Source organism: Novosphingopyxis sp. YJ-S2-01 (assembly GCF_016093175.1).
Lineage (GTDB): Bacteria > Pseudomonadota > Alphaproteobacteria > Sphingomonadales > Sphingomonadaceae > Novosphingopyxis > Novosphingopyxis iocasae.
Genome location: NZ_JAEDAI010000001.1, coordinates 2,308,234 through 2,330,358 on the forward strand (window position 1 = coordinate 2,308,234; position 22,125 = coordinate 2,330,358).

Consider the following 22,125-nt stretch of genomic DNA (forward strand, 5'->3'; position numbering starts at 1 on the left):
CCGTTCCGGCCGCGCTGCGTTGCGGCGCGTCTTTCCGCCTCTGGACAGTGTGAAGCTGTGTGAAGCAGGCCGGGACAGCAGCGATTGCTGGTGCCCCGGCCTGCCCCGGTCAGAAGCCCGCGGTGATCGACGCCTTCACGGTACGCGGGCCGCCCTGCAGCAGCGCGCTGGAGAAGCTGTCGAACGCAGACGCCCAGTAGCGCTCGTTCGCCACGTTCTCGACCGAGAGCCGCAGCGTCAGCGGTACGTCGGCGGCGGCCAGCACGTAGCGCGCACCGGCGTCGAAGCGGGTCCAGCTGTCCAGCTTCAGCGTGTTGGCCGGGTCCACCCACTGCTCGCCCGTATGGATCACGCGGCCGGTCAGCGTCACGCCCGGCACGAAGGCGAGGTCCCACTCGACATCGGCATTGGCGGTCCACTCCGGCACGCCCGCCACCTGGTTGCCGCCGATCAGCTCGGCATCGGTATAGGCCGCGCCGCCGATGAGCCGCAGGCCCGGCGCAAGCTGGCCGTTCACGGTGAACTCCAGACCGCGATGGCGCTGATCGCCCAGATAGCCGAAGCTGCCATCGTCCTGAATGCCCTCGCCCGGACGCTCGATGGTGTAGGCGGCCAAGCCCAGGAAGACGGTGCTCAGCTGCAGCTTGCCGCCCAGCTCATACTGGACCGAGCGGCGGGGGGCGAGCACGGCGCCGGGGTTGGTGACGAGGTTCGGATCGAGCGGCGCTACCGGACCCTGCTGCAATGCCTCGATCCGGTTGGCGTAGAGCGAGAGGCCGCGCACGGGCTTCACCACCAGCCCGGCGACGGGCGTCACCGCATCCTCGCGATACTCGGTGTCGAGATCGCCGCTGAAGTAGCTGTAGCTCTCTACATCGATCCGCTGAAGGCGCAGGCCGCCGGTCAGCAGGATGCGGTCCTCCCACAGGCCCATCGTGTCGGACGCAAAGGCGCTGAACAGCCGCGTGCGCGCGATCGGGAACGGATCGTCCAGATCACCGCCGACCAGCGTGGAGCTTGGCAGCGGCACCTGCACCGGATCGTATAGGTTGGTGGCGAAACCCGCAAAGCCCGGCCCATAGCGGAAGTCGTAGGCGTTGCGGTTCACCTGCCAGCTGGCATTGGCGCCGACGTTGAACTCATGCGTCACCGCCCGGCCCAGCTTCACGCGGATGCCCGCCTCCACCGCCTCGTTGTTGTCGGTGCGCGGTACGAACAGCGCATTGCCGTTGGCCGCGCCGGTCGCGGCGTCGTTGACAGTGATGTTGCCGTAGATGCCGTCCTCGCGCCCATCGCGCGCGCCCGCCTTGGCGTAGAGCATGGCGTTGTCCGCCACGTCATACTCCAGGCTCAGCGTGCCGAACAGGTCGCGCAGCTCGGTATAGGTGAAGTCCTGCGCGTAATTCGCATCGGCCTCCGGCACGGCGGGCACGGCGGCGCTGGCGATGGTGACCTTGGGCCGCAGCCGATCGATGCGGATGTTCTGCCAGGCAAGGTCCAGCGCCGCGCGGAAGGGGCCGCCGTCATAGTCGATCGCGCCGCCGATCACGGCGGTGCGGCGGCTCTCGCGGTCCACGGCAGTCTCGCCGTCGCGATAGGCGGCGTTGACGCGGACGCCCCACTCCCCGTTCGCCCCGAAGCGGCGCGAGACGTCCGCGCTGCCACCGAAGCGGCTCTTCTGCTCGTAGCTCGCCGTGGCGCGGGTAACGTCGCTGGCTTCGGCGCGCTTCAGGATCAGGTTGACGTTGCCGCCCAGGCCCGATCCGCCCGGTGCCGCGCCGTTCAGGAAGGCGCTCGCCCCGTTCAGCACCTGCACGCTGCCGAGCAGCTCGGGCGCGACCAGCTGGCGCGGGGTAACGCCGTAGAGGCCGTTCAGTCCGATATCGTCGCCGAACAGCGCAAACCCGCGGATCACGAACAGCTCGGCCGCATTGCCGAAGCCGTAGCTGAGGCGGATCGTCGGATCGTTCTCCAGCACGTCGCCCAGCGTCTGCGGCTGCTGGTTCAGGATCAGCGTCTCGTCATAGGAACGGATCGCGAAGGGCAGATCCTCCGCCGGCTTGTCGCCGAGTACGCCCGCGCTGCCGCCGTTCACGATCTGGGTCGCGTTCTCGCGCTGCGCGGTGACGACGATATCGTCCATATCGTCGGGCTGTGTCTGCGCGCGCGCCTCGGCGGCAAGCGCGAGGGAAAGGGCGGCGAGCGAAATGGTGGCAAAAGGCCTGATCATGGATTGTCTTTTCTGATGGTTGTCGTCGAATTGGCGGTGGTCCGGGCACGCCAGAGCGCAGCCAGGATCATGAGCGGGGCGATGCCGGTCAGCGTCCAGGCCGCGACATCACGGCCGCCGTCTCCGGTCAGCCCGAGAACGAGGCCGGCAATCGTTGCCAGTGCAATCAGGAGCGGCGCGGCGAAGATACGCAGAAGCGACTGGCGAGCGGTCTTCATGCCGGTGCCGTTTCCAGGCCGCTGCGGTAGATCTCCTCCACGCGGCGGTCCACATAGCCGCGCCGCCGCTTCCACCACAGCAGCAGGCCCGTCCAGAGCACCCAGATCGTGGCAAGGGTCAGCACGGCCCAGACGATCTTCAGCGGCAGGCCGCCATAATCGCCGAAATGAAGCGGCTTCGACATCATCAGCGCCTGGTTGAGCGCTGGCATGGTGGCGGCATCGGTCAACCGCCCGGTGGCGGCATCGACCAGCGCCGGGGTCAGCAGGTTCTGCGTCAGCGGCGTGTCGCCCTGGAAGAAGATCGCGTAGTGATGGCCGGTGGACCAATCGCCGCCGGGGAAGCCAATAAACTGCGGGCTGCGCCCCGGCAGCGCCGTCTGCGCCGATGCCATCGCCGCATCGATCGAGCCGTAGCGCGCCGGATCAAGCGGGGGCTGTCCGGCATAGGCCGCGGTCATCTGGGCCAATTCACCGTCGCGCCAGCTGTCGGTGAGCGGATCGGCAAAGGCGTTGATCGCGCCGGTGACGCCGATCACGAGCATCCAGGCCAGCGCTACGATACCGAAGAGATTATGCTGATCGAGCCGGCGAACCCGCTCACTGCGGCCCTGCCGAACGGTGCCAAAGCGCAGCCGCCGCATGAACGGCGTATAAAGCACAACCCCGGATATGAGAGCGAGCACAAAGCCAAGGCCCATGACGCCCAGGACCAGCATGCCGGCAAGACCGAGGAACATGTCCGTATGCAGCTCCAGAAGGAAGTCCATGACCGGACTGACCGGCACCGGACCAAGCGATTCGCCGGTGCTGCGATCGAACAGGAGCAATGTCATGTCCTTCGCCGCCGCATCGGGCGCTGGTCCGGTGGTAATGGTCAGGATCGGATCGTCCTGACTGAATGCCATGAACAAGGGCACTTCACCCGGCCGTTCGGCGAGCGCCCTGGCAAGAAGGCCATCAAGCGGAAGGCCGCTCTGCGCAGATGGGGGGCCTGCAAACGCCTGCGCTCCGCTCTCGGTCGCCGCGTCGATTTCATCATGAAAAATCAGCGGCAGGCCGGTGACACACAGCATGAGGAGAAACGCCATCGGGATGAGGCTGCTCCATTTGTGGATCAGGAACCAGATTCGGATTGCACGGCGAGTCACGCGTCGCGGCCTAGGGAACCAAGCTCACGCCGTCAATGCGAATGGTTTTCAATAGCACGCCTCCCTCTTGCGTGCGCTATCGCCCAAATCCCGCGCGTAGACCGATCCACAGCGTGCGGGGTACGCCCAGATCGATCGAGCCCCCCTGGTTGCGGGTGACGATGGTTTCATCGAGCATATTCTCGCCGCGAAGGAGCACCGACACCCCTTTCATCAGCCCGAGCTCCGCAAACAGGTCGACCGTCGTAGCGGCCGGCAGCACATCGCTATTGCGATCATCCTCGAACTGCGCGCCGATGTGACGCACCGTTGCAGAGAGGGTGAAGCGTTCGGACGGTTGGACTGCGACCGTACCGCTAGCCGAAAATTTCGGCGTCTGGGCCGGGCGGAAGCCATCGAGCGCAGCTGCGGCGCCTCTACCGCGTACTCTGGCATCGGTATAGGCTGCCGAACCCAAGAACTGGAACAGGCCCATTTGTGCCCGTCCCGTCGCCTCGATACCGCGCGATCGCACTGCATCGATGTTGCGACGCTGGCGCAGATCAGGCCCGATCGTGACATTGGCTATCGCATCGCGCAGTTCATTGGAGAATGCCGTCATCGAAAGGCGCGTCTGGGGGCTTGGCGCAAAATCAAACCCGATCTCGGCTCCGCGCAGATGCTCATTGTTGAGCGCCTCGTTTGCCTGTGTCGTGACCGGAAAGACCACGAACGGACGGTAAAGTTCGTTCAGCGTGGGCACCCGGAAACCGGTATAAGCCGCGCCGCGAACGGCAAGTCCGCCGCCCATATCAAACAGCGCCCCGGCGCGGAAACTGCCTTCCCAGCCGCTGCGATCCGTATAGCTGTTATCGATGACAAACTGCTGCGCAGCATTCCGTTCACGGAAAAAGCCGTCGGCAATGCTCCAGCGATCGACGCGCGCTCCTCCGGTCAGGGTTAGCCGCCCTAGGACGAGATCATCTTCCAGATAAAAGCCGACATCGCCGTTACGTCCGCCTGCATTGCGCCGCGCTGTGATTTTGCCGCTGAACGCGCTGATCGCATCCTCGAACAATTGCCCTTGCGAAATGCGCCAGTCGCTGCCGACGCGCAGCGTATTGGCATTGCCGGTTGGAGGCCGCAGCTCGATCTTCCCTCCGATACCGGTCGATGGAGTACTGCGCTGGTCAAGCACCGGTACGAAGCGTGTGGAGCTGACCACGATGTTGGAGAAGTTGCGTGCCTGGACATAAGCCAGCACATCGAACTGCCAGCGCCCACGGCCGATGAGCCGAACGCTTGCATCCTGCCCGCTGCTGGAACTGTCCGCTCCTTCGAAACGCAAAGTGCGATGATCGGCAAAGCCAAGCCCGCGGGCCTGCAGTTCGATATCCTCTGAAAGCGGCGCCGCGCCGCGAAGCCCGACCGAGTAACTATCGAAGGACGCCCGCGCGCTGGCAGGCACGCGTTGATCGGCCGGCGTTGTGTAGAACCCCCGGCCCCGGTCCCAGCGCGCGGACACGCTCGCAAAACCCGAACCCAGATGCGGGGTAAGAATGCCGGTCAGCTGGGTTTCCGCACGATCATCGATCAGCGCGCTGCCTTCCGCCAGTCCGAGGATATCCGGACCGGCACTTTCCAGCTCGATAGTGCCGGCGACCGCGCCGGCCCCGAAGGCACCGCTGCCGCCGCCGCGGGTAATCCGCGCCGACGCAAGCCGCTCCGGCACGATGGCGTTGAACGGGATATAGCCGAAGAACGGATCCGCCATGGGCACCCCGTCAAGCAACACCAGCGCCCGGCTCGTCGCGTTGCCGCCGAGCGCCCGCAGCGTCACGCCCTGCGCCGAGGGATTGGACGAGCGGCTGTCCGATCGGCGAAACTGCTGAAACCCCGCGACGTTCGACAAGGCATCCTCAATCCGCCCGGACGCCGTGGAGACCAGCGTTTCGCGGCCCAGCAAGACAGAGCCGTAAGCAGGCGTTCCGGGTGTTTCTTGAAGCCCCTTGCCCGTCACGACGATTACCGGTTCAGCCTTCTCAGCTAGCCCCTTGCCCTCCCCCACCTCCGATTGCGCCCAAAGCGCTGCCGGACTTGAAACCGAAGCTAAGAGGGTTGCCGCAGCGGCGGCGAAACGGGCCGTCTTCATCACAGGGCTGTCACTCGATCAAATGGCGGAGAGGGTGGGATTCGAACCCACGGTACCCGTAAGAGCACAACAGTTTTCGAGACTGCCCCGTTCGACCACTCCGGCACCTCTCCGCGAGGCGAACGGGGCAATGGTCGAAGGGCGAAAGCCCCGGCTCCGTTCGGCAAGGCGCGCCCTCTAGCGCACTCCCTTTGGCTTGCCAAGCCCCGTATCTGAAGCGGATCGGTTGTATTTGCCACGCATTGGGCCGATATGAGTTCTGTCATGAACCAGACTGTTTCCATCCGTCAGGCACGCTTCGGCATCGGCGATGTCGTGCGCCACCGTTTCCTCGATTTTCGCGGCGTCGTTTTCGATGTCGATGCCGAATTCTCCAATAGCGAAGACTGGTACGAAGCCATTCCGGAGGACATCCGCCCCGCCCGCGATCAGCCCTTCTATCACCTGTTCGCTGAGAACGAGGATTCCAGCTACATCGCCTATGTCAGCCAGGGCAATCTCCTGGACGATCATGATGGTGGTCCGGTCGACCACCCCGAGATCCGGCAGTACTTTGCGGCATGGTCGGGCGAAAAATACGCCCTTCCCGCGCACCGCCGCAATTAAGCCGGCCGCTCAACTACGGATTTTCCACCCCGAGCGCAGCAGCAGATAGACCAGCGTGCCGCCGATCAGGTTGAGCGCGAACACTACCAGCGCGCCGATCAGCACTGGCGAATCGGCAACGCCAAGGAAGCCGTAGCGAAAGCCCGAAATGATGTAGAAGAAGGGGTTCGCATGGCTGATCGCCTGAAAGGTCGGCGCCAGTCGCTCAACCGAATAGAAGGTGCCGGACAGCAGGGCGAGCGGCGCGATCACGAAATTGGTGACTGCTGCGGCATGATCGAACTTTTCCGCCCAGATCGACGTGACGAGCCCCAGGATCGCGAGAAAGACCGCGCCGTTGAGGCCGAACCAGAAGACCGCCCACGGTTCGCGAATCGCAACCGACACGCCCGGCCACAGCAGCATCGCCAGCCATACGGCGAAACCTACCGCGAAGGCGCGCGTCACCGATCCTGCGATCAGCGCGAACATAAGCTCGGCATAGCTGAGCGGAGGCATCAGATAATCGACGATGGTGCCCTGGATCTTGCCGACCAACAGCGAGAAACTGGCATTGGCGAAGCTGTTCTGCAGCATGCCCATGATGATGAGGCCGGGCGCCAGAAAGTCCACGAACGGCATGCCGAGCGCGGTGCGGCCGCCGCGCGCCAGCGCCACGGTGAAGATGATTAGGTAGAGCAGCGTCGTGATGCCCGGCGCCCACACGGTCTGCAGCTGCACGCGCATGAAGCGGCGCACCTCTTTGACGTAGAGCGTCTTGAGCCCTGCCCAATTCACGCCGGAAATGGTGGGAACGCCGAAGCCCGGTTGCGCCGGGCCGGCCTGTTTCCTAAATTCGTTGTTGGACGCCATGCGGCAATCGCCTAACGCCTGCCGCTTATTGCCGCAACCACCGCGCTCTCCCGCGCGCTGTCAAATCAACGAGAAAGTTTTTATGGCCTGGACCGACGATCGGATCGACCTGCTCAAGAAGCTCTGGGAAAAAGGCCTCACCGCCAGCCAGATCGCCGAGGAACTGGGCGAGGTCAGCCGCAATGCCGTAATTGGCAAGGCGCATCGCCTGGGCCTGAAATCGCGCCCCTCTCCGGTAAAATCCAATGAGGCGGAGAAAAAGGCCGAGCCGGAGCCTGCGCCCAAAGCAGCTGAGCCTGCACCGGCACCGACACCGGAGGCAAAGGAAGAAGCGCCCGCCACCACCGATAGCGCGCCCGAGGAGCAGGAACAGAAGGCCGACAGCAAGCCGCAACAAAAGGTGGTGTCGATTGGCCCCGGCGGCTTCATGCGCCAAGGCCCGGGCGATCAGCAACCGCCGATCCCCCCGGCCCCGCCGCGCCGCCTGGTGCCGGCCAAGCCGAGCCCCGAGATCGCCGACAAGACCAGTCTGCTCGATCTGAACGAGCGCGTCTGCCGCTGGCCGATGGGCCATCCGGGCGAAGCGGACTTCCATTTCTGCGGCGAGACGGTGAACCCCGGCTTCCCCTATTGCGTGGAACATTGCGGCCGGGCCTATCAGGCGCAGCTGCCGCGCGGTGCCCGCCGTCCCCCGCCGCCGCTGCCCTTCGGCGGTCCGCGCGTGCGCTGAGGCCGTTACAAACGAAATTGAGGAAGGCGCGCCCCCGCCCGGGCGCGCCTTTTTTGTGCCTGCTACCGGTCGTCGGGTGCAATCTGAAAGGTCGCACGGGTCCGAGGCCCCCCCCCTCGCAATTCGGTTCAAACGTTCTCTCCCGTCGATGAACCGCTGCACCCCGCGGGGCGCTTTTCCAGCCGGTCGAGCCGTTGCAAAAGCGCAGCGCTGTCATCTTTCGTCACCACCCCGCGTTGCAGATTGCCATAGAAATAGGGCTTCGATCGCCGCCACTCGGCTTGCACGCGTTGCTCTTCGATCCTGCGTGCGCAGGCATGGTCCAGCGCGCGGTCCCACGCCTTGGAAAAAGATGCAGCATCGTCCCGGCGTTTCAGCCGATACGCAGACCGTGCGCTGATGCCGACGCTTGCAGCGGCGCGGCTGACCGATCCCAGATCGGCCAAGGCAGCGATAAACGCCTGTTGGCGAGCAAGCGTCCAGCCATCGTGGCGGTCACGCGTGCGTACGGGTCGGAACGGAATGCGGACCGAAGGGCGCGCGGCGAAGTGGAGCGATAGTTTGTTCCTCATCCAACAGCTTATGCCGACGGCGGGCGCTGTAGGACAGAACGAAGGACGAACATTTATCGCCGATCCATCCGGCGCCGCTTGCCAGCGCGACTTTTAGGCTCCTATACCGCTTCCTATGGCCGACGATCTTTTCGGTGCCTCCGGAGGCACAAGCAGCGACAATAGCGGATATGACGCTAGCTCGATCGAAGTGCTCGAGGGGCTGGAGCCGGTGCGCCGCCGCCCGGGCATGTATATCGGCGGGACGGACGAGCGCGCGCTGCACCACCTCGCCGCCGAAGTGCTCGACAATGCCATGGACGAGGCGGTGGCCGGCCATGCCACACGCATCGAGGTGGAACTGGACGAAGGCAATCGGCTGACGATCGTCGATAACGGCCGCGGCATTCCGGTCGATCCGCATCCCAAATATCCCGAGAAATCCGCGCTCGAGGTGATCCTCACCACGCTGCATTCGGGCGGCAAGTTTTCGGACAAAGCCTACGCCACCTCCGGCGGTCTGCACGGTGTGGGCGTATCTGTAGTGAATGCGCTTTCCGTCGAAACGATCGTAGAAGTGGCCCGCAACCGCACGCTATATCGGCAAACTTTTTCGAAAGGTGCGCCGCAAACCGGGCTCGAGGAAATAGGCAATACGCCCAACCGGCGCGGCACTTCGATCAGTTTCGTGCCCGATCGCGAGATTTTCGGGCCTACGGCGATGTTCAAGCCCAAGCGGTTGTTCAAGCTGGTGCGGTCCAAAGCTTATCTGTTCGCAGGCGTCGAAATCCGCTGGAAATGTGCAGCTGCGCTTGCCAGCGAAGAGGTGCCAGAGGAAGCGGTGTTCCAGTTTCCGGGTGGTCTTTCGGATCATCTTTCAGAGCAGTTGCAGGGACGTGAGTGCGCAACTTCGGAGTTTTTCTCAGGAAGCCAGGATTTTCCCGACAATCAAGGCCGCGTCGAATGGGCGATCGCCTGGCCGCTCTGGTCCGAGGGATCGACCGACTGGTATTGCAACACCATTCCCACCCCCGCCGGCGGCACGCACGAGCAGGGTCTGCGCGCCGCACTGACCAAGGGCCTGCGCGCCTTCGCCGAGCTCGCGGGCAACAAGAAAGCCTCGCAGCTCACCGCGGACGATGTGATGGGCGGGTGCGAGCTGATGCTGTCCGTCTTCATCCGCGAGCCACAGTTCCAGTCCCAGACCAAGGACCGCCTGACCTCGCCCGAAGCGGCCAAGCTGGTCGAGAATGCGGTCCGCGATCATTTCGACCATTATCTTACCGGCAATATGGAGCGCGGACGGGCGCTTCTGGGCTTCATCCAGGAGAAGATGGAGGAGCGCCTGAAGCGCAAGGCGGAGCGCGAGGTGAAGCGCAAGACCGCCACCAGCTCTCGCAAGCTGCGCCTGCCGGGCAAGCTGACCGACTGTTCCGAGGCCGGCCCGGACGGCACCGAACTGTTCATCGTCGAGGGCGACAGCGCCGGCGGCAGCGCCAAGCAGGCGCGCGACCGCAAGACGCAGGCGATCCTGCCCATCCGCGGCAAGATCCTGAACGTGGCGTCGGCCACCGTGGCCAAGATCATCGCCAATCAGGAAATCGCGGACCTGATCCAGGCGCTCGGTTGCGGCACGCGCAAGGACTGCGATGCCGACAATCTGCGCTATGAACGTATCGTCATCATGACCGACGCCGATGTCGACGGCGCGCATATCGCGACGTTGCTGATGACCTTCTTCTTCCAGGAAATGCCGGATGTGGTGAAAAAGGGGCATTTGTTCCTCGCCCGTCCGCCGCTCTATCGCCTGACCAGTGGCGGCACGAGCGTGTATGCCGCCAACGATGCGCACCGCGCCGAAATCGAGGCGACGGTGTTCAAGGGCAAGAAGGTCGAGGTCGGGCGCTTCAAGGGCCTGGGCGAAATGAACCCCTCGCAGCTGCGCGAAACGACGATGGACCCGAAGACGCGCTCCCTGATCCGCATCACCCTGCCGCATGAATATGAACAGCGCGCGGGCGTATCGCAGCTGGTCGATCGACTGATGGGCAAGAAGCCGGAAGAACGCTTCGCCTTCATTCAGGAAAATGCTTCAAGTTTGGAGGAGGATGCGATCGATGCCTAAGATTGTTTCGCAATTGCTTTTGCTTGCCGCATTGCTGTTCTGCGTGGCGGCTCCTGCGGGCGCGCAAAGTGTAGAGCCGAGCGATGGTTTCCGGCAACGAGCCGCTCAGCTGACCGAGATCGTAAATGGCGCCGGCGACGTTGAGGATATGTTCGCCCCAAGCTTTCTGGCGCAGGTGCCCGAGGCGCAGCTCCGCGGCCTGTTCGCGCAGGTCGTCGCACAGCAAGGCGAGGCCGGGGCCGCAAGCAACTTCACTATGGTAACGCCCGATCAGGGTCAGTTCGATCTGGCCTTTGACAAGGCGATCGGCGAAATTCGCATGACGGTGGCAAGTGATGCGCCGCACCGCGTGATCGGCCTGCTACTGACCGGCTTCCGTACCGAGAATGACAGCCTGGATAAGGTCCGCGCGGAATTTGAGGCACTTCCGGGCCGTTCAGGCTATATGATCGCGCGTCTTACCGACGACGGTCCGATCACCGTGGCGGACTATCAGGGCAACCGGCTGCTCGCACTCGGCTCCGCGTTCAAGCTGTACATCCTTGCCGAACTGGCCGATCAGATCGCCAACGGGGATCGGCAATGGTCCGATGTAGTGGCGCTGAACCTCACCAGTTTTCCCAGCGGCGTGATGCAAAGCTGGCCGAAGGATATGCCGGTTACGCTTGCCACGCTCGCCACGCAGATGATCTCGATCAGCGATAATACGGCCACGGATATCCTGCTTCACACTCTGGGGCGCGAGCGGGTGGAAGCGCGGCTCGCCAAGATCGGTCATAGCGATCCCTCCGCGATCCTGCCTTTCCTGAGCACCGTTGAGGCGTTCGCGCTGAAAATGGACGGCAATGCGGAGCTGCGCGATCGCTTCCTTGCCGCCAGCGAAGCCGAACAGCGCGATATTCTGGAACAGAACCGCGATCGGCTGGACATCTCGCAGGTGGACGTCACCCAGCTCGCGGGCGCCCCGCGCTTCGTCGATACCATCGAATGGCCTGCCGCGCCTCGCGATATGGTCGCGCTGCTCGATTATCTGCGCACCGTGAAAGCTCCGCTGGCGCGCGAGATCATGGCCGTAAACCACGGCGTTCCGGACAGCGGCCGTTGGGATTATCTCGGGTTCAAGGGCGGTTCGGAACCGGGCGTGATCCAGATGGACTGGCTCGCCTGCACCAAGGACGCCGAATGCTATGCCGTCGTCGGCGGCTGGGCCGATCCGGACGAGGAAATCGACCAGATGAAATTCCTGTCGCTGATGCAGCGACTGCTCAAGCTGGCCTACCCCGACTGATCGTTAAGCGCGTCGCTCAAGCGTTAAGCGCCTCAACCAGCGCGCGGACCTTCGCCTGGCGCCATTGCGGCAGCGGGGCGACCAGCCAGTAGCGGCGGCGGGCGGTTTCGGCGTCATGCCAGTCCGCCCCCGCCGCTTCCGCCAGCATATGCGGGATGCGCGCCCGGCCGATCCCGGCGCGGGCCGCCTCCAGCGCCAGCCCGGCATCGGCGACTGACAGGCGGATATCCCCGCCCGCGCCGCCTTCCCAGCACACGCGCTCGCCCTCGCCCACCCAGACGGCCTGCTGCTCACCCAGCGGCAGGCATTCGATATCGCCCGGATCGGCGGTGTAGCGCACCGCAAGGTCGACATTGGCTTCGGTGAAATCGAGCGGTTCGTCCGCTGCGATCAGCTGAAAGCGAAAATCCTCGTCGCTCTTCGCATAGTCGGCGAGACGCGGGAGCAGCCAGTAGCGGCTGATGTCGCGCGGCGCGGCGATGGTCAGGCGCTTGGAGCCCTGCCCCTGCTGCATCGCGCGCACGCTGTCCTCGAACTGCAGGAAGCCGGCGCGCAGCGCTTCGAGCCCGCGCGTTCCTTCGGGCGTGAGTTCCAGCCCCTTGGGCGCGCGGCGGAATAGGACCACGCCGAGCACATCTTCCAGCGCGCGGATCTGCTGGCCGACGGCGGCGGGGGTGACCGCGAGTTCATCCGCGGCGCGGGTGAAGCTAAGATGGCGCGCGGCCGCATCGAACACGCGCAGACCATTGAGGGGGAGAAGCGTGCGTTTCATGAGAGCTCTTTTTCGCCCAATTTGCGTGAGTGCTGAGCGTGTCGAAGCACGGTTTTCGGGGGAGAGGCACCCTTCGACAGGCTCAGGGCTACGGATTCCACAGGCGTATCGATCGTCACCGTGCGCTCGCCGGGGCTTCGAGACGGAATAGCGGGATCGCGGCCATGATGGAGCCTTCGCCTTCATGCGCCATCATATAATGGCCCTGCATCGAGCCGTCCGGAGTGGGCAGCGGACAGCCGCTCACATAATCATGCGCGCTGCCCGGCTTGATCACCGGCTGCTCACCGACCACGCCCGCGCCTTCGACGGTGCTGGTGACGCCCATGCCGTCGGTGATCTGCCAGTGGCGCGTCAGAAGCTGCACCGGCCCGTCGCGATGGTTCTCGATCCGGATGTGATAGGCCCAGAACCAGCGATTGTGATCGGGGCTGGATTGCTCCTCCAGATAGTTGACCGCCACGCGCACGGTGATCCCGTCCGTGGTTTCGGCCAGCGGGAACATCAGCTCCATCACAGGCCCGCATCCTCGCAGGCCCGGTCCAGATCCGCGATCACATCGCGCACGTCTTCCAGGCCGACATTCAGGCGCAGCATGTCTTCGGTAATGCCCACCTCCTCGCGCGCCTCGGCCGTCATGCCGGCATGGGTGGTGCTGGACGGGTGACACATCAGGCTGCGCGAATCGCCGATATTGTTGCTGATATCCACAAGCTGCAGTGCATCGAGCAGCGCATGCGCGCGTTCACGCCCGCCGCCGACATGGATGGACATGATCGATCCGCATGCCTCCATCTGCTTCATCGCCAAATCGTGGCCGGGGCTGGAGGCGAGGCCGGGATAGTTCACCCGCGCGACGCGGCCTTCAAGAAATTCGGCGACCTTCATGGCGTTCTCGCTCTGGCGACGAATCCGCAGGTCCAGCGTTTCGAGCGATTTCATCACCACCCATGCGTTGAAGGGGGCGAGCGTGGGGCCGGTATTGCGGGTGAAGGCGAGCAACGTTTCCTCGATAAATTCCTCGCTGCCGCACACGGCACCCGCCATCACACGCCCCTGCCCGTCCATCATCTTGGTGGCGCTGTAGGCGACAACATCCGCTCCAAATTCCATCGGACGCTGCAGCACGGACGTGGCAAAAGCGTTATCGATCACGCTGGTGATGCCATGCGATTTGGCGAGCCCGCAGATCGCGGCGAGATCGAGCACCTCCATCGTGGGGTTGGCCGGCGTTTCGAAGAAGAAAACCTTGGTCTCCGGACGGATCGCCTCTTCCCAGTTTTTGAGATCGCGCCCGTCGACCACGCTCGTCGCGATGCCGAATTTGGGCAGCAGCGTGTCGGTGAGCCAGCGACAGCTGCCGAAAAGCGCGCGGCTCGCCACCACATGATCGCCCGCCTGTAGCTGACACAGCAAACTAGCCGTCATCGCCGCCATGCCGCTCGCCATCGTGCGGCAGGCGTCCGCGCCCTCCATCAGCGCGATACGCTTTTCCAGCATCTGCACGGTGGGGTTCTGCAGGCGCGAATAGGTCATGCCCTCCTGCTCGCCCGCAAAGCGCGCCGCGGCATCGCCCGCGCAATCATAGGAATAGCCGGAGGTGAGGAACAGCGCCTCGGACGTTTCGCCCCATTCGCTGCGCGCGGTGCCGCCGCGCACCGCCAATGTTGCGGGGTGCCAGTTTTTGGTAACGTCCGGGTTCTGACCGCTATCTCTTTTCATGGCCCCGCTTTGCGATTTACGCGGCCCCGCGTCAATGCGGGCGCTTGCCGCTTCAACGGCGATTTCCTATCGGGCGCGCGAGGGAGTTTTGCGAAATGGCCGAGCAAATGCGACGTTGGAGCGAGTGGGCTGACCGGCTGAGCGTCCAGAGCTGGGCCGCGCTGGCAGGGGCGCTGGCCACCTGCTTCTTCCTGATCAATATCCAGCATCCTTCGGCGATGTTCTTCGATGAAATCTATTATGTGCCCGCCGCCCGGCACTTCATCGATTTCAGCGTTCCCCTAAATGATGAGCATCCGCCTCTAGCCAAGTGCATCATTGCGCTTGGCATCACGATCTTCGGGGACAATCACTGGGGTTGGCGCGATTTCAGCGCCATCTTCGGCGGCCTGGCACTGTTCGGCGCGCTGATGTTCGTGTGGGAGCTGTATCGCAGCGGCCGCCTCATGATCCTTACCGGCATCCTGCTGATTGCGGGCCATCTGCTCTTCATCCAGTCGCGCATCGCGATGCTCGATATCTTCATGGCGGCATTCCTGATGCTGGGGCTGTGGCAGCTCGCGGCGGCGGTGCGCGCGCAGAAGGATGGATGCAAGCGCCTGGCCTGGGCCGGTGCCATGCTGGGGCTGTCGATCGCCTGCAAATGGACCTCCGCGCCCTATCTGCTGTTGGCGGGCTTGAGCTTTCTCGTCTGGCGCGCGGGGGCATTGGGCAAGCGCGCCTGGAAGCCCGCGACCTTGCTGCTGGACCGCGCTGCGGCGCCCGTGCGCGGCGTTTCGCTGTTGGAGGCGGGACTGCTCCTCGGGCTGCTGCCCGCAATCCTTTACCTCGCCACCTTCATTCCGATGGCGTTCTTTGCCGAGAAGGCGGTGCCGATCCAGCATCTGATTGTCTATCAATGGGAAATCGCCAAGCACCAAGCAGGGTATATGGCACCGCATCCCTATGCCAGCCATTGGTGGCAGTGGATCATCGACGAGCGGCCGATCTGGTATCTCTACGAACAGGCGGAAGGCGCGATCCGCGGCGTGGTGCTGCTCGGCAATCCCATCATCATGTGGACAGGCCTGCCTGCTCTGATCCTGAGCGTGGTGCTGGGCGTGCGGATGAAGAATTGGGCGCTGACGGTGCCCACCGCCTTATGGATCACGGGCATGGCGATGTGGGTCATCGTCCCCAAAAAGGTGACCTTCTATCATCATTATTTCCTGCCGAGCTTTTTCCTGATCATCGCGCTGGCGGTGACGCTGGACTATCTCTGGCTGCGCGACCGCAAATATCTTGCGCCCGCACTGATCATGCTGGCGGCGGTCGGCGTCTTCATCGACTTCTACCCGATCCTGGCGGCGCTACCGCTCGATGGACCGCAGGCGTTCAACCACTGGATGTGGCTCGATAGCTGGAGGTAGGTGGCCCCCTGCGCGACGCAAAACCGCTTAAATCCGTGAGCCCTGAGCTTGTCGAAGGGCCTTTCTCCTCATCGAAAGACGCCCTTCGACAGGCTCAGGGCTACGGCTGAGTCGAACCAGGTGGCTGCCGCCGTGCCTCAGTAGCGGCCCCAGACGAAGCGGCTCGACAGCGCGAAATTCCACACCGCCCCGACCAGAATGCCCGCGAGCGCAGACAGCGTCAGCCCGGCCATGGATTCGTCGTACAGGAAGGCGGCAATGCCGACATTGGCGATCGCGCCGACGCTGCAGAAAAGGCAGAAGCTGATCCATCCGCGCAGCATCGGCAGGAAGCCGGCGAGCCTTTTGTCACGATAGGTCAGCGCATTGTTCAGGAAGAAGTTGAACGTCATCGCGCCGATGGTCGCGGCGGATTGCGCGACGATGAAGCCGCTTCCCAGTCCTTCGAACAGGCTGGTCAGGATCGCGAAATGCACCGCGATGCCAAGTACGCCGATGGTGGCGAACAGGGCAAAGCGGACCGGCAGGATGCGGCCGAACAGCCGATCATACAGCGCCAGCAGATATTCGAAGGCCACCACCCGGTCGAGCTTGCTCTCGCCCTCTTCGCGCACGTTGAACGTGTAGGGTAGCTCTGCGATCTTCATCGGCTCGCGCGCCACGGTGACGATGTCTAGCAGGATCTTGAAGCCGATGCCCGAAAGCTTCGGCGCGACGCGGCGGAAGCGTTCGGAGCGGATCATGAAGAAGCCGCTCATGGGATCGCTCAGCGTCAGGTTGAGCAGCTTCGTGCCCAGGCGCGTGGCGAATTGCGATTTGCGCAGGCGCGCCTCGTCCCAATCCCCGGTGCCGCCGCCTTCGACGAAGCGGGAACCGACGACCAGATCGAGCTCGGGCTCCGCATGGAGTTTCTCGACCATCTGCGGCAGCAGGTTCGCGTCATGCTGCAGATCGGCATCCATCACCGCGACGAGCGGTGCACCGGTGGCCATCATCCCCTCGATACAGGCAGAGCTGAGGCCGCGCCGCCCGAGCCGTTCGATCACGCGGATGCGCCGGTCCTCGCGCGAGCGATCACGCAGCATCTGCGCGGTGTGATCGGGGCTGTTATCATCCACGAACACCGCCTCCCAGACGATGCCCTGCAGCACGCGGTCCAGCGTAGCGATCACGCGGTCGATGTTCGACGCTTCATTGAAGGTCGGCAGAACGACGGCGAGTTCGATCGCGTCTTCGTGCTGGAGTTCCCCCTGATTCATGGGCGCTCCCTTGCCCTGCAACCCTCGCTCAATCAAGCATCCGCTGGAGCCGCGCAATCATTTGCCGGCGTCCTCCCATCACGTCGGCGCGCCTTTCCGCGAACAGCTGCCGTTCCAGAAAATGACCGGTGAGCGCGAAGCCACCAACTATGTCCTCCCAGCCGGGGCGGTCGTCCACCAGCAGAAAACGCGGGAGAGGCAGAAGCTGCGCCTTGTACCCCTCGCCTGCCGCACGCGAGACAGCGCGGGCGCTGCGCGGGCTGACATAGATGAGGTCTTCGGTCCCGCCAGTTGCTGCGCAGCTCGCCAGGTCCAGCCCGAAGCCGAGTTCCGCGAGCAGTAAAAGCTCATAACGCACCATCGCTGCCGCCCATCCGCGAGCCGAAGGCGCGTGGCAGATCGCCTCCAACAACCCCGAAAGCGCGAGATAAAGGCGCGGATAGGCATTTTCTTCGGGCAAGGTCGCAGCCGTCAGCGTGGTCGCCCAGTCGAGCGCCGCGGCGGGCAAGGGCTCGGCAAGCCAGGGCGCACGGCTGACGATTAGCTCGACCGTGAGCGAGGCGAGCTGATCGGCGGTGCGGGCGCGAAACTCCGCCTGCACGTGGTTGGCCGGGATCAGAATCGGGCGCATCCGGCGCGATCGCCCGCCCCGCACATAGCCCGCCACCAGCCCGTCATCCGGCGTCAGCAGCCGCGCGATGGCGCCATGTTCGCCATGATGACGGACGGAGCAGACGATGCCTTCGGTGGACAGCTGGGGCATTCAGCCAGCCAACCGTCCAACGTTTTCCTCACCGCGCATGGAAGAAATCGTAGACCGTCTGCGCCACGCTGTCGTTGATGCCGGGCGCGCGCTTGAGGTCCGCAAGGCTGGCGCTTTTCACGGCGCGCGCGGTGCCGAAATGCATCAGCAGCGCGCGTTTGCGGGCGGGGCCGATGCCCGGAACCTCGTCCAGCGGGCTGGTGCCCATCGCCTTGGATCGCTTCTGCCGGTGTGCGCCGATGGCAAAGCGGTGCGCTTCGTCGCGCAGGCGCTGGAGATAGAACATCGCCGGGGCATTGGGCGGCAGCGTCAGTTCGCGCCCGTCGGGCATGTGGAATATCTCACGCCCTTCGCGCCCGTGATGAGGGCCTTTGGCGACGCCCACCAGCGGCACATCCTCGATCCCGAGCTCTTCCAGGGCTTCCATCGCGGCGGAAACCTGCCCCTTGCCGCCATCAATCAGGACGAGGTCCGGCCATTCAGCGAACTTGCCCCCTCCCTCACGATCCGGATCTTCCTTCTGCGAGCGGGCGAAACGGCGTTCCAGTACCTCGCGCATCATCGCGAAATCGTCGCCCGGCGCGGTCTCCTTCCGTTTGATGTTGAACTTGCGATAGGCGTTCTTGCGGAAGCCCTCCGGCCCGGCGACGACCATGGCGCCCAGCGCGTTGGTGCCCTGAATATGGCTGTTGTCGTAAACTTCGATGCGCTCCGGCGGGCCTTCCAGATCGAACAGCTCGGCCACCTCGGCGAGCAGCCGCGTCTGGCTGGCTCCCTCGGCGAGCTTGCGGTCTAAGGCTTCCGCCGCGTTGCGTTCTGCCTGCTCGACGAGCCGCCGCCGGTCACCGCGCTGCGGCACCGCGATCGATATCTTGAACCCCGCCCGCTCGGACAGCGCCTCACAGAATAGCTCCGGCTCGGCCAGCTCGCGGTCCAGCAGCAACTGGCGCGAAGGTGGCACCTCTTCGTAAAATTGCGCCAGGAAGCTCGCCAGCACCTCCTCTTCCGGCACGTCCTTCACATGCCGGGGGAAGAAACTGCGATGGCCCCAATTCTGCCCGGCGCGGATGAAGAAGGCCTGGATGCAGACCTGCCCGCCCTTGCTCGCCAGCGCGAAAATGTCCGCGTCCGACAGGCCCTGCGCGCTGATCGCCTGGCTGCCCTGAATGAAGGTGAGCGCCTTCAGCCGGTCGCGGTAAAGCGCGGCCATCTCGAAATCGAGATTTTCTGCGGCTTTCTCCATCTGCTCGCCCAGCTTCTTCTGCACGCCGGTGGATTTACCCGCGAGGAAGCTTTCGGCATCGCCGACCAGCTCGGCATAATTCTCTTCGCTGATCCGCCCCACGCAGGGCGCCGAGCAGCGATGGATTTGGTAAAGCAGGCAAGGCCGCGAGCGGTTGTTGAAGAAACTGTCCGTGCAGCTTCTGAGCAGGAACATCTTCTGCAGCGCGTTCAGCGTTCGACCAACAGAGCCGGCGCTGGCGAACGGGCCGTAATATTGCCCCTTCGCCTTGCGCGCGCCCCGATGCTTCTGGATGCGCGGAAACGCATGGTCCTGCCGCAGCAGGATGTAGGGGAAACTTTTGTCGTCGCGCAGCAGGACGTTGTACGGGGGCCGATAGCGCTTGATCAGCTGCGCCTCGAGCAGCAACGCCTCCGCCTCGCTTTGCGTCGTGACGATCGTCATGCTGCGCGTCTGGGACACCATGCGCTGCAGCCGCGCGGGAAGCTGCGCCCATTGCGTGTAGTTCACGACGCGCGATTTCAGACTGCGCGCCTTGCCGACATATAGCACCTCCCCCCCGCTATCGTGCATGCGGTACACGCCGGGCCGCGTCGGCAGCGTTTTCCAGACGGTGCGAATCGCTTCCACGCCAGCCTCAAGGTCGGGCTGGTCGGAACCGCGAACGGTATAAGCGGACTTTTCCTCGTTAAACCGGCTCGGCGCATTGGGTTGATCCGGACGGCCGGCTTTGCTGTCGGATGGCGGCATGGGGCCAACATAGGAGCGGCGCGCTCCCCGGGGAAGGGAGCGCGCCGCCCATATATCGTAAATTCGAAAAGCGGCGTCTTAGTGGACGCTGCCGCCGATCTGTCGAATGGACCGGTCGATCATCTCACGATCGGCCGACGCATCGTGCTTGTCCGCGATGAGGCGGCGAGCGGCTTCCACGGCCGCCTTGGCCGCGGTCTCGCGAAGTTCAGCGATAGCAGCCCGTTCCTCGACCGCGATCTGCTCCTCGGCGAGGCGCTTACGGCGGCGAACCAACGCAGCACTGTCTTCTTCCGCCTTCTCCACGATCGCCGCGGCCTGATGTTCGGCCAGTTCGCGAATGTCCGCGGCTTCCTTCTGCGCATCGGCGAGCTGCTTCTCATACTGGGCACGAAGCTTTTCGGCCTCGGCCCGCAGTTCGGACGCTTCAGCGAGCTGGCGACGAATCGCATCGATCCGCCCATCCAGCGACCTGCCGAGGGCTGCTGGCACCTTCTTCCAAAGTACCAGCGCGATCAGAACCAGCATCGCCACCGAAACCCAGGCGGTGGCCGTCATGCCGAGCGCGGACGGCTCCTCATGAACAACCGTATGTCCGGCCTCGATCGCCTCGATACCGGTCTGCGGCATGCCTTCGCTGGCAATGGGGCTGCCCGAATGGGTTGCAGACCCACCGTCGGTCACGACCGCGCCGTCATTGCCGGTCACGTCGAACTGCGAAGCGGGATTAGTCTGTGCCATGCATGATCTCCCTTACTTCGCGGGCGGCCTCGCCCGGTTCCGGCTGGATGCCGGAAAGCTTGGCCACGAGCTCGCGAGCCGCCTCGACGGCGACATCCTCGATCTCCTGCCGTGCGCTCTTGCGACGCTCCGCAAGATCGGCCTTGGCGGACTGAAGAAGAGCATCATTTTCCTCACCTGCGACGGCCAGCTTTCGCTCGGTTTCGCGGGCGGCTTCGGCGCGGGCCTTTTCGATGGCCTGATGCGCCGCGGCATGCTCTTCGTTCATCTTCTTGCGATAATCTTCTTCCAGCTGGTCCGCCGCCTCATTGGCACGGCGGGCCTCGGCCAGATCGTCCTCGATCTTGCGATCGCGGGCGATCACGGTGCCCTGGATCTTCGGATACATGCCAAGTCCGATGACGACGAAAATCGTGCCGAACACCAGCAGCAGCCAGAACAGCTGCGATGCATAGGTAGCGGCAATCTGGGCTATCTGTGGCATGTCATGCTCCGGTCAGTACCCGGCGGGAACGGTCCGAAGGCCGGTCCCGCCAGAACTTGGGTTCAGGCAACGAAGATCAGGATGATCGCGATGACGAACGACAGCAGGCCGAGAAGTTCGGCAGCCGCGAAGCCGATGAACAGACGGCCCTGCTCCTGATCGGCCGCACCCGGATTGCGCAGCGCGCCTTCAAGGAACTTGGCGAACACATTGCCCACACCGAGCGAGGCAAGGCCCGCACCGATCGCCGCGAGGCCGGCACCGATCAATTTTGCTGCTTCTGGATCCATGATAATACTCCCTAGATTTCGGCCTTTAGCCGATGGTTTCATGCGAGTGCAGATGCACCGCATCGTTGATGTAAAGCGAGGTCAACAGCGCGAAGACATAGGCCTGCACACCGGCCACCAGCAGTTCCAGCGCGGTGATGCCGAGCATCAGGGTGAAGCTGGGAATACCGACCAGCAGACCATAGCCGGCACCGGCATTGGTGCTGTTGATGATGAAGCCTGCCAGAACCTTCAAGAGGATGTGACCGGCGGTCATGGCGACGAACAGACGCAGCGCGAGGCTGAACGGGCGCACCATGAAAGAGAAGAATTCGATCGGCGGGATCAGCCACAGCAGCCACGCCGGCGTGCCGGTGGGCACGAACAGGCCGAAGAACTTGAAGCCGTGCTTGGCAAAGCCCACGATCAGCACGATCGAGAAGCTGATGATGGCAAGGATGCCGGTGACCGTCAGATGGCTGGTAACGGTAAAGGGATGGAGGCCGAACACGCCGACCGGCGCCATGCCAACCAGGTTCGCCACCAGAATGAACATGAATAGCGAGAAGATATAGGGCGCATATTTGCGACCTTCGGGGCCGATATTGGTCATCACCATGCTGTCGATGAAGCTGGTGAAGCTCTCCACCGCCATCTGCCAGCGACCGGGCACGAGCGAACGGCGCATGCCGCCCCACATGAACAGGCCGAGGCACACGAGCGCCACGATCATCCACAGCGCACTGTTGGTAAACCCGATTTCATGACCACCGATGCTGAAACCATCGAAAATGGTCTGCACCTCGAACTGGTGCATCGGATCGATCGTAC

21 protein-coding genes and 1 tRNA gene are annotated in these 22,125 nt (G+C 64.0%); 5 read left to right on the top strand and 17 right to left on the bottom strand.

The genetic code is table 11. The annotated features are described in order from the left end of the window. Nucleotides 1-109 precede the first annotated feature (109 nt). The 5 genes from I6A82_RS11265 to I6A82_RS11285 form a co-directional block, all read right to left on the bottom strand. Nucleotides 110-2,230, bottom strand: a complete 2,121-nt coding sequence (locus tag I6A82_RS11265; protein ID WP_198094949.1) for a TonB-dependent receptor — start codon at nucleotides 2,228-2,230, stop codon at nucleotides 110-112. Next, nucleotides 2,227-2,448, bottom strand: a complete 222-nt coding sequence (locus I6A82_RS11270; RefSeq protein ID WP_187336454.1) for a hypothetical protein — start codon at nucleotides 2,446-2,448, stop codon at nucleotides 2,227-2,229. The genes I6A82_RS11265 and I6A82_RS11270 overlap by 4 nt, the downstream gene beginning before the upstream one ends. Continuing rightward, nucleotides 2,445-3,599 carry a PepSY-associated TM helix domain-containing protein gene (locus I6A82_RS11275; RefSeq protein WP_198094950.1) on the bottom strand — a complete coding sequence of 385 codons (1,155 nt, stop codon included), beginning with the start codon at nucleotides 3,597-3,599 and terminating at the stop codon, nucleotides 2,445-2,447. Before I6A82_RS11275 ends, I6A82_RS11270 begins: the two co-directional genes overlap by 4 nt. 76 nt (nucleotides 3,600-3,675) lie before the next feature. Then, nucleotides 3,676-5,730 carry a TonB-dependent receptor gene (locus I6A82_RS11280; RefSeq protein ID WP_198094951.1) on the bottom strand — a complete coding sequence of 685 codons (2,055 nt, stop codon included), beginning with the start codon at nucleotides 5,728-5,730 and terminating at the stop codon, nucleotides 3,676-3,678. Nucleotides 5,731-5,753: 23 nt separating this feature from the next. Continuing rightward, a tRNA-Ser gene (locus I6A82_RS11285) sits at nucleotides 5,754-5,843 on the bottom strand. A gap of 151 nt (nucleotides 5,844-5,994) precedes the next feature. On the opposite strand from I6A82_RS11285, the gene hspQ reads away from it, so the two are divergent. Next, nucleotides 5,995-6,336, top strand: a complete 342-nt coding sequence (hspQ, locus tag I6A82_RS11290; protein ID WP_246449710.1) for a heat shock protein HspQ — start codon at nucleotides 5,995-5,997, stop codon at nucleotides 6,334-6,336. Between the two features lie 9 nt (nucleotides 6,337-6,345). On the opposite strand, the gene I6A82_RS11295 is transcribed toward hspQ, so the two are convergent. Then, nucleotides 6,346-7,188: an ABC transporter permease gene (locus I6A82_RS11295; protein ID WP_198094953.1), complete on the bottom strand. Its 843-nt coding sequence runs from the start codon at nucleotides 7,186-7,188 to the stop codon at nucleotides 6,346-6,348. 82 nt (nucleotides 7,189-7,270) lie between these two features. On the opposite strand from I6A82_RS11295, the gene I6A82_RS11300 reads away from it, so the two are divergent. Next, nucleotides 7,271-7,918: a GcrA family cell cycle regulator gene (locus I6A82_RS11300; protein WP_198094954.1), complete on the top strand. Its 648-nt coding sequence runs from the start codon at nucleotides 7,271-7,273 to the stop codon at nucleotides 7,916-7,918. Between the two features lie 128 nt (nucleotides 7,919-8,046). Here I6A82_RS11300 and I6A82_RS11305 read toward each other — a convergent pair whose 3' ends face one another. Beyond that, the gene (locus I6A82_RS11305) at nucleotides 8,047-8,490 is read right to left on the bottom strand and encodes a hypothetical protein (RefSeq protein ID WP_198094955.1); all 444 of its coding nucleotides are present in this window, start codon (nucleotides 8,488-8,490) and stop codon (nucleotides 8,047-8,049) included. A gap of 115 nt (nucleotides 8,491-8,605) precedes the next feature. On the opposite strand from I6A82_RS11305, the gene parE reads away from it, so the two are divergent. Then, nucleotides 8,606-10,594 carry a DNA topoisomerase IV subunit B gene (gene parE, locus I6A82_RS11310; protein WP_198094956.1) on the top strand — a complete coding sequence of 663 codons (1,989 nt, stop codon included), beginning with the start codon at nucleotides 8,606-8,608 and terminating at the stop codon, nucleotides 10,592-10,594. Next, nucleotides 10,587-11,882, top strand: a complete 1,296-nt coding sequence (locus tag I6A82_RS11315; protein ID WP_198094957.1) for a serine hydrolase — start codon at nucleotides 10,587-10,589, stop codon at nucleotides 11,880-11,882. Before parE ends, I6A82_RS11315 begins: the two co-directional genes overlap by 8 nt. A 16-nt stretch (nucleotides 11,883-11,898) precedes the next feature. Here I6A82_RS11315 and I6A82_RS11320 read toward each other — a convergent pair whose 3' ends face one another. The 3 genes from I6A82_RS11320 to I6A82_RS11330 all read right to left on the bottom strand — a co-directional run bounded on the left by I6A82_RS11320 (nucleotide 11,899) and on the right by I6A82_RS11330 (nucleotide 14,376). After that, on the bottom strand, nucleotides 11,899-12,654 hold the full coding sequence (locus I6A82_RS11320) for a LysR family transcriptional regulator (protein WP_198094958.1): 756 nt from the start codon (nucleotides 12,652-12,654) through the stop codon (nucleotides 11,899-11,901). Between the two features lie 115 nt (nucleotides 12,655-12,769). Continuing rightward, the gene (apaG, locus tag I6A82_RS11325; RefSeq protein ID WP_198095605.1) at nucleotides 12,770-13,168 is read right to left on the bottom strand and encodes a Co2+/Mg2+ efflux protein ApaG; all 399 of its coding nucleotides are present in this window, start codon (nucleotides 13,166-13,168) and stop codon (nucleotides 12,770-12,772) included. Next, on the bottom strand, nucleotides 13,168-14,376 hold the full coding sequence (locus I6A82_RS11330; RefSeq protein ID WP_198094959.1) for a trans-sulfuration enzyme family protein: 1,209 nt from the start codon (nucleotides 14,374-14,376) through the stop codon (nucleotides 13,168-13,170). The genes apaG and I6A82_RS11330 overlap by 1 nt, the downstream gene beginning before the upstream one ends. 95 nt (nucleotides 14,377-14,471) lie before the next feature. On the opposite strand from I6A82_RS11330, the gene I6A82_RS11335 reads away from it, so the two are divergent. Then, nucleotides 14,472-15,785, top strand: a complete 1,314-nt coding sequence (locus tag I6A82_RS11335) for a glycosyltransferase family 39 protein (protein ID WP_198094960.1) — start codon at nucleotides 14,472-14,474, stop codon at nucleotides 15,783-15,785. Nucleotides 15,786-15,922: 137 nt separating this feature from the next. Here the strand turns inward: I6A82_RS11335 and I6A82_RS11340 are convergent, their stop codons facing one another. From I6A82_RS11340 to I6A82_RS11370, 7 genes are all read right to left on the bottom strand, one after another. Next, nucleotides 15,923-17,044 (bottom strand): glycosyltransferase family 2 protein, encoded by a 1,122-nt coding sequence (locus I6A82_RS11340; protein WP_198094961.1) that lies wholly within the window; start codon nucleotides 17,042-17,044, stop codon nucleotides 15,923-15,925. A 28-nt stretch (nucleotides 17,045-17,072) separates the two neighbouring features. Then, nucleotides 17,073-17,807 (bottom strand): DNA repair protein RecO, encoded by a 735-nt coding sequence (recO, locus tag I6A82_RS11345; RefSeq protein WP_198094962.1) that lies wholly within the window; start codon nucleotides 17,805-17,807, stop codon nucleotides 17,073-17,075. A gap of 28 nt (nucleotides 17,808-17,835) precedes the next feature. Continuing rightward, a complete protein-coding gene (gene uvrC / locus I6A82_RS11350) occupies nucleotides 17,836-19,800 on the bottom strand; it encodes an excinuclease ABC subunit UvrC (RefSeq protein WP_198094963.1) in 1,965 nt (654 codons plus the stop codon). A 78-nt stretch (nucleotides 19,801-19,878) separates the two neighbouring features. Beyond that, nucleotides 19,879-20,541: a F0F1 ATP synthase subunit B family protein gene (locus I6A82_RS11355; protein ID WP_232343424.1), complete on the bottom strand. Its 663-nt coding sequence runs from the start codon at nucleotides 20,539-20,541 to the stop codon at nucleotides 19,879-19,881. Beyond that, on the bottom strand, nucleotides 20,528-21,025 hold the full coding sequence (locus I6A82_RS11360) for a F0F1 ATP synthase subunit B family protein (RefSeq protein ID WP_198094964.1): 498 nt from the start codon (nucleotides 21,023-21,025) through the stop codon (nucleotides 20,528-20,530). The genes I6A82_RS11355 and I6A82_RS11360 overlap by 14 nt, the downstream gene beginning before the upstream one ends. A 62-nt stretch (nucleotides 21,026-21,087) precedes the next feature. Further along, a complete protein-coding gene (locus I6A82_RS11365; protein ID WP_022672292.1) occupies nucleotides 21,088-21,315 on the bottom strand; it encodes a F0F1 ATP synthase subunit C in 228 nt (75 codons plus the stop codon). Between the two features lie 25 nt (nucleotides 21,316-21,340). Then, complete coding sequence (locus I6A82_RS11370) at nucleotides 21,341-22,111, bottom strand: F0F1 ATP synthase subunit A (protein WP_198095607.1); 771 nt, start codon at nucleotides 22,109-22,111, stop codon at nucleotides 21,341-21,343. Nucleotides 22,112-22,125: the final 14 nt, after the last annotated feature.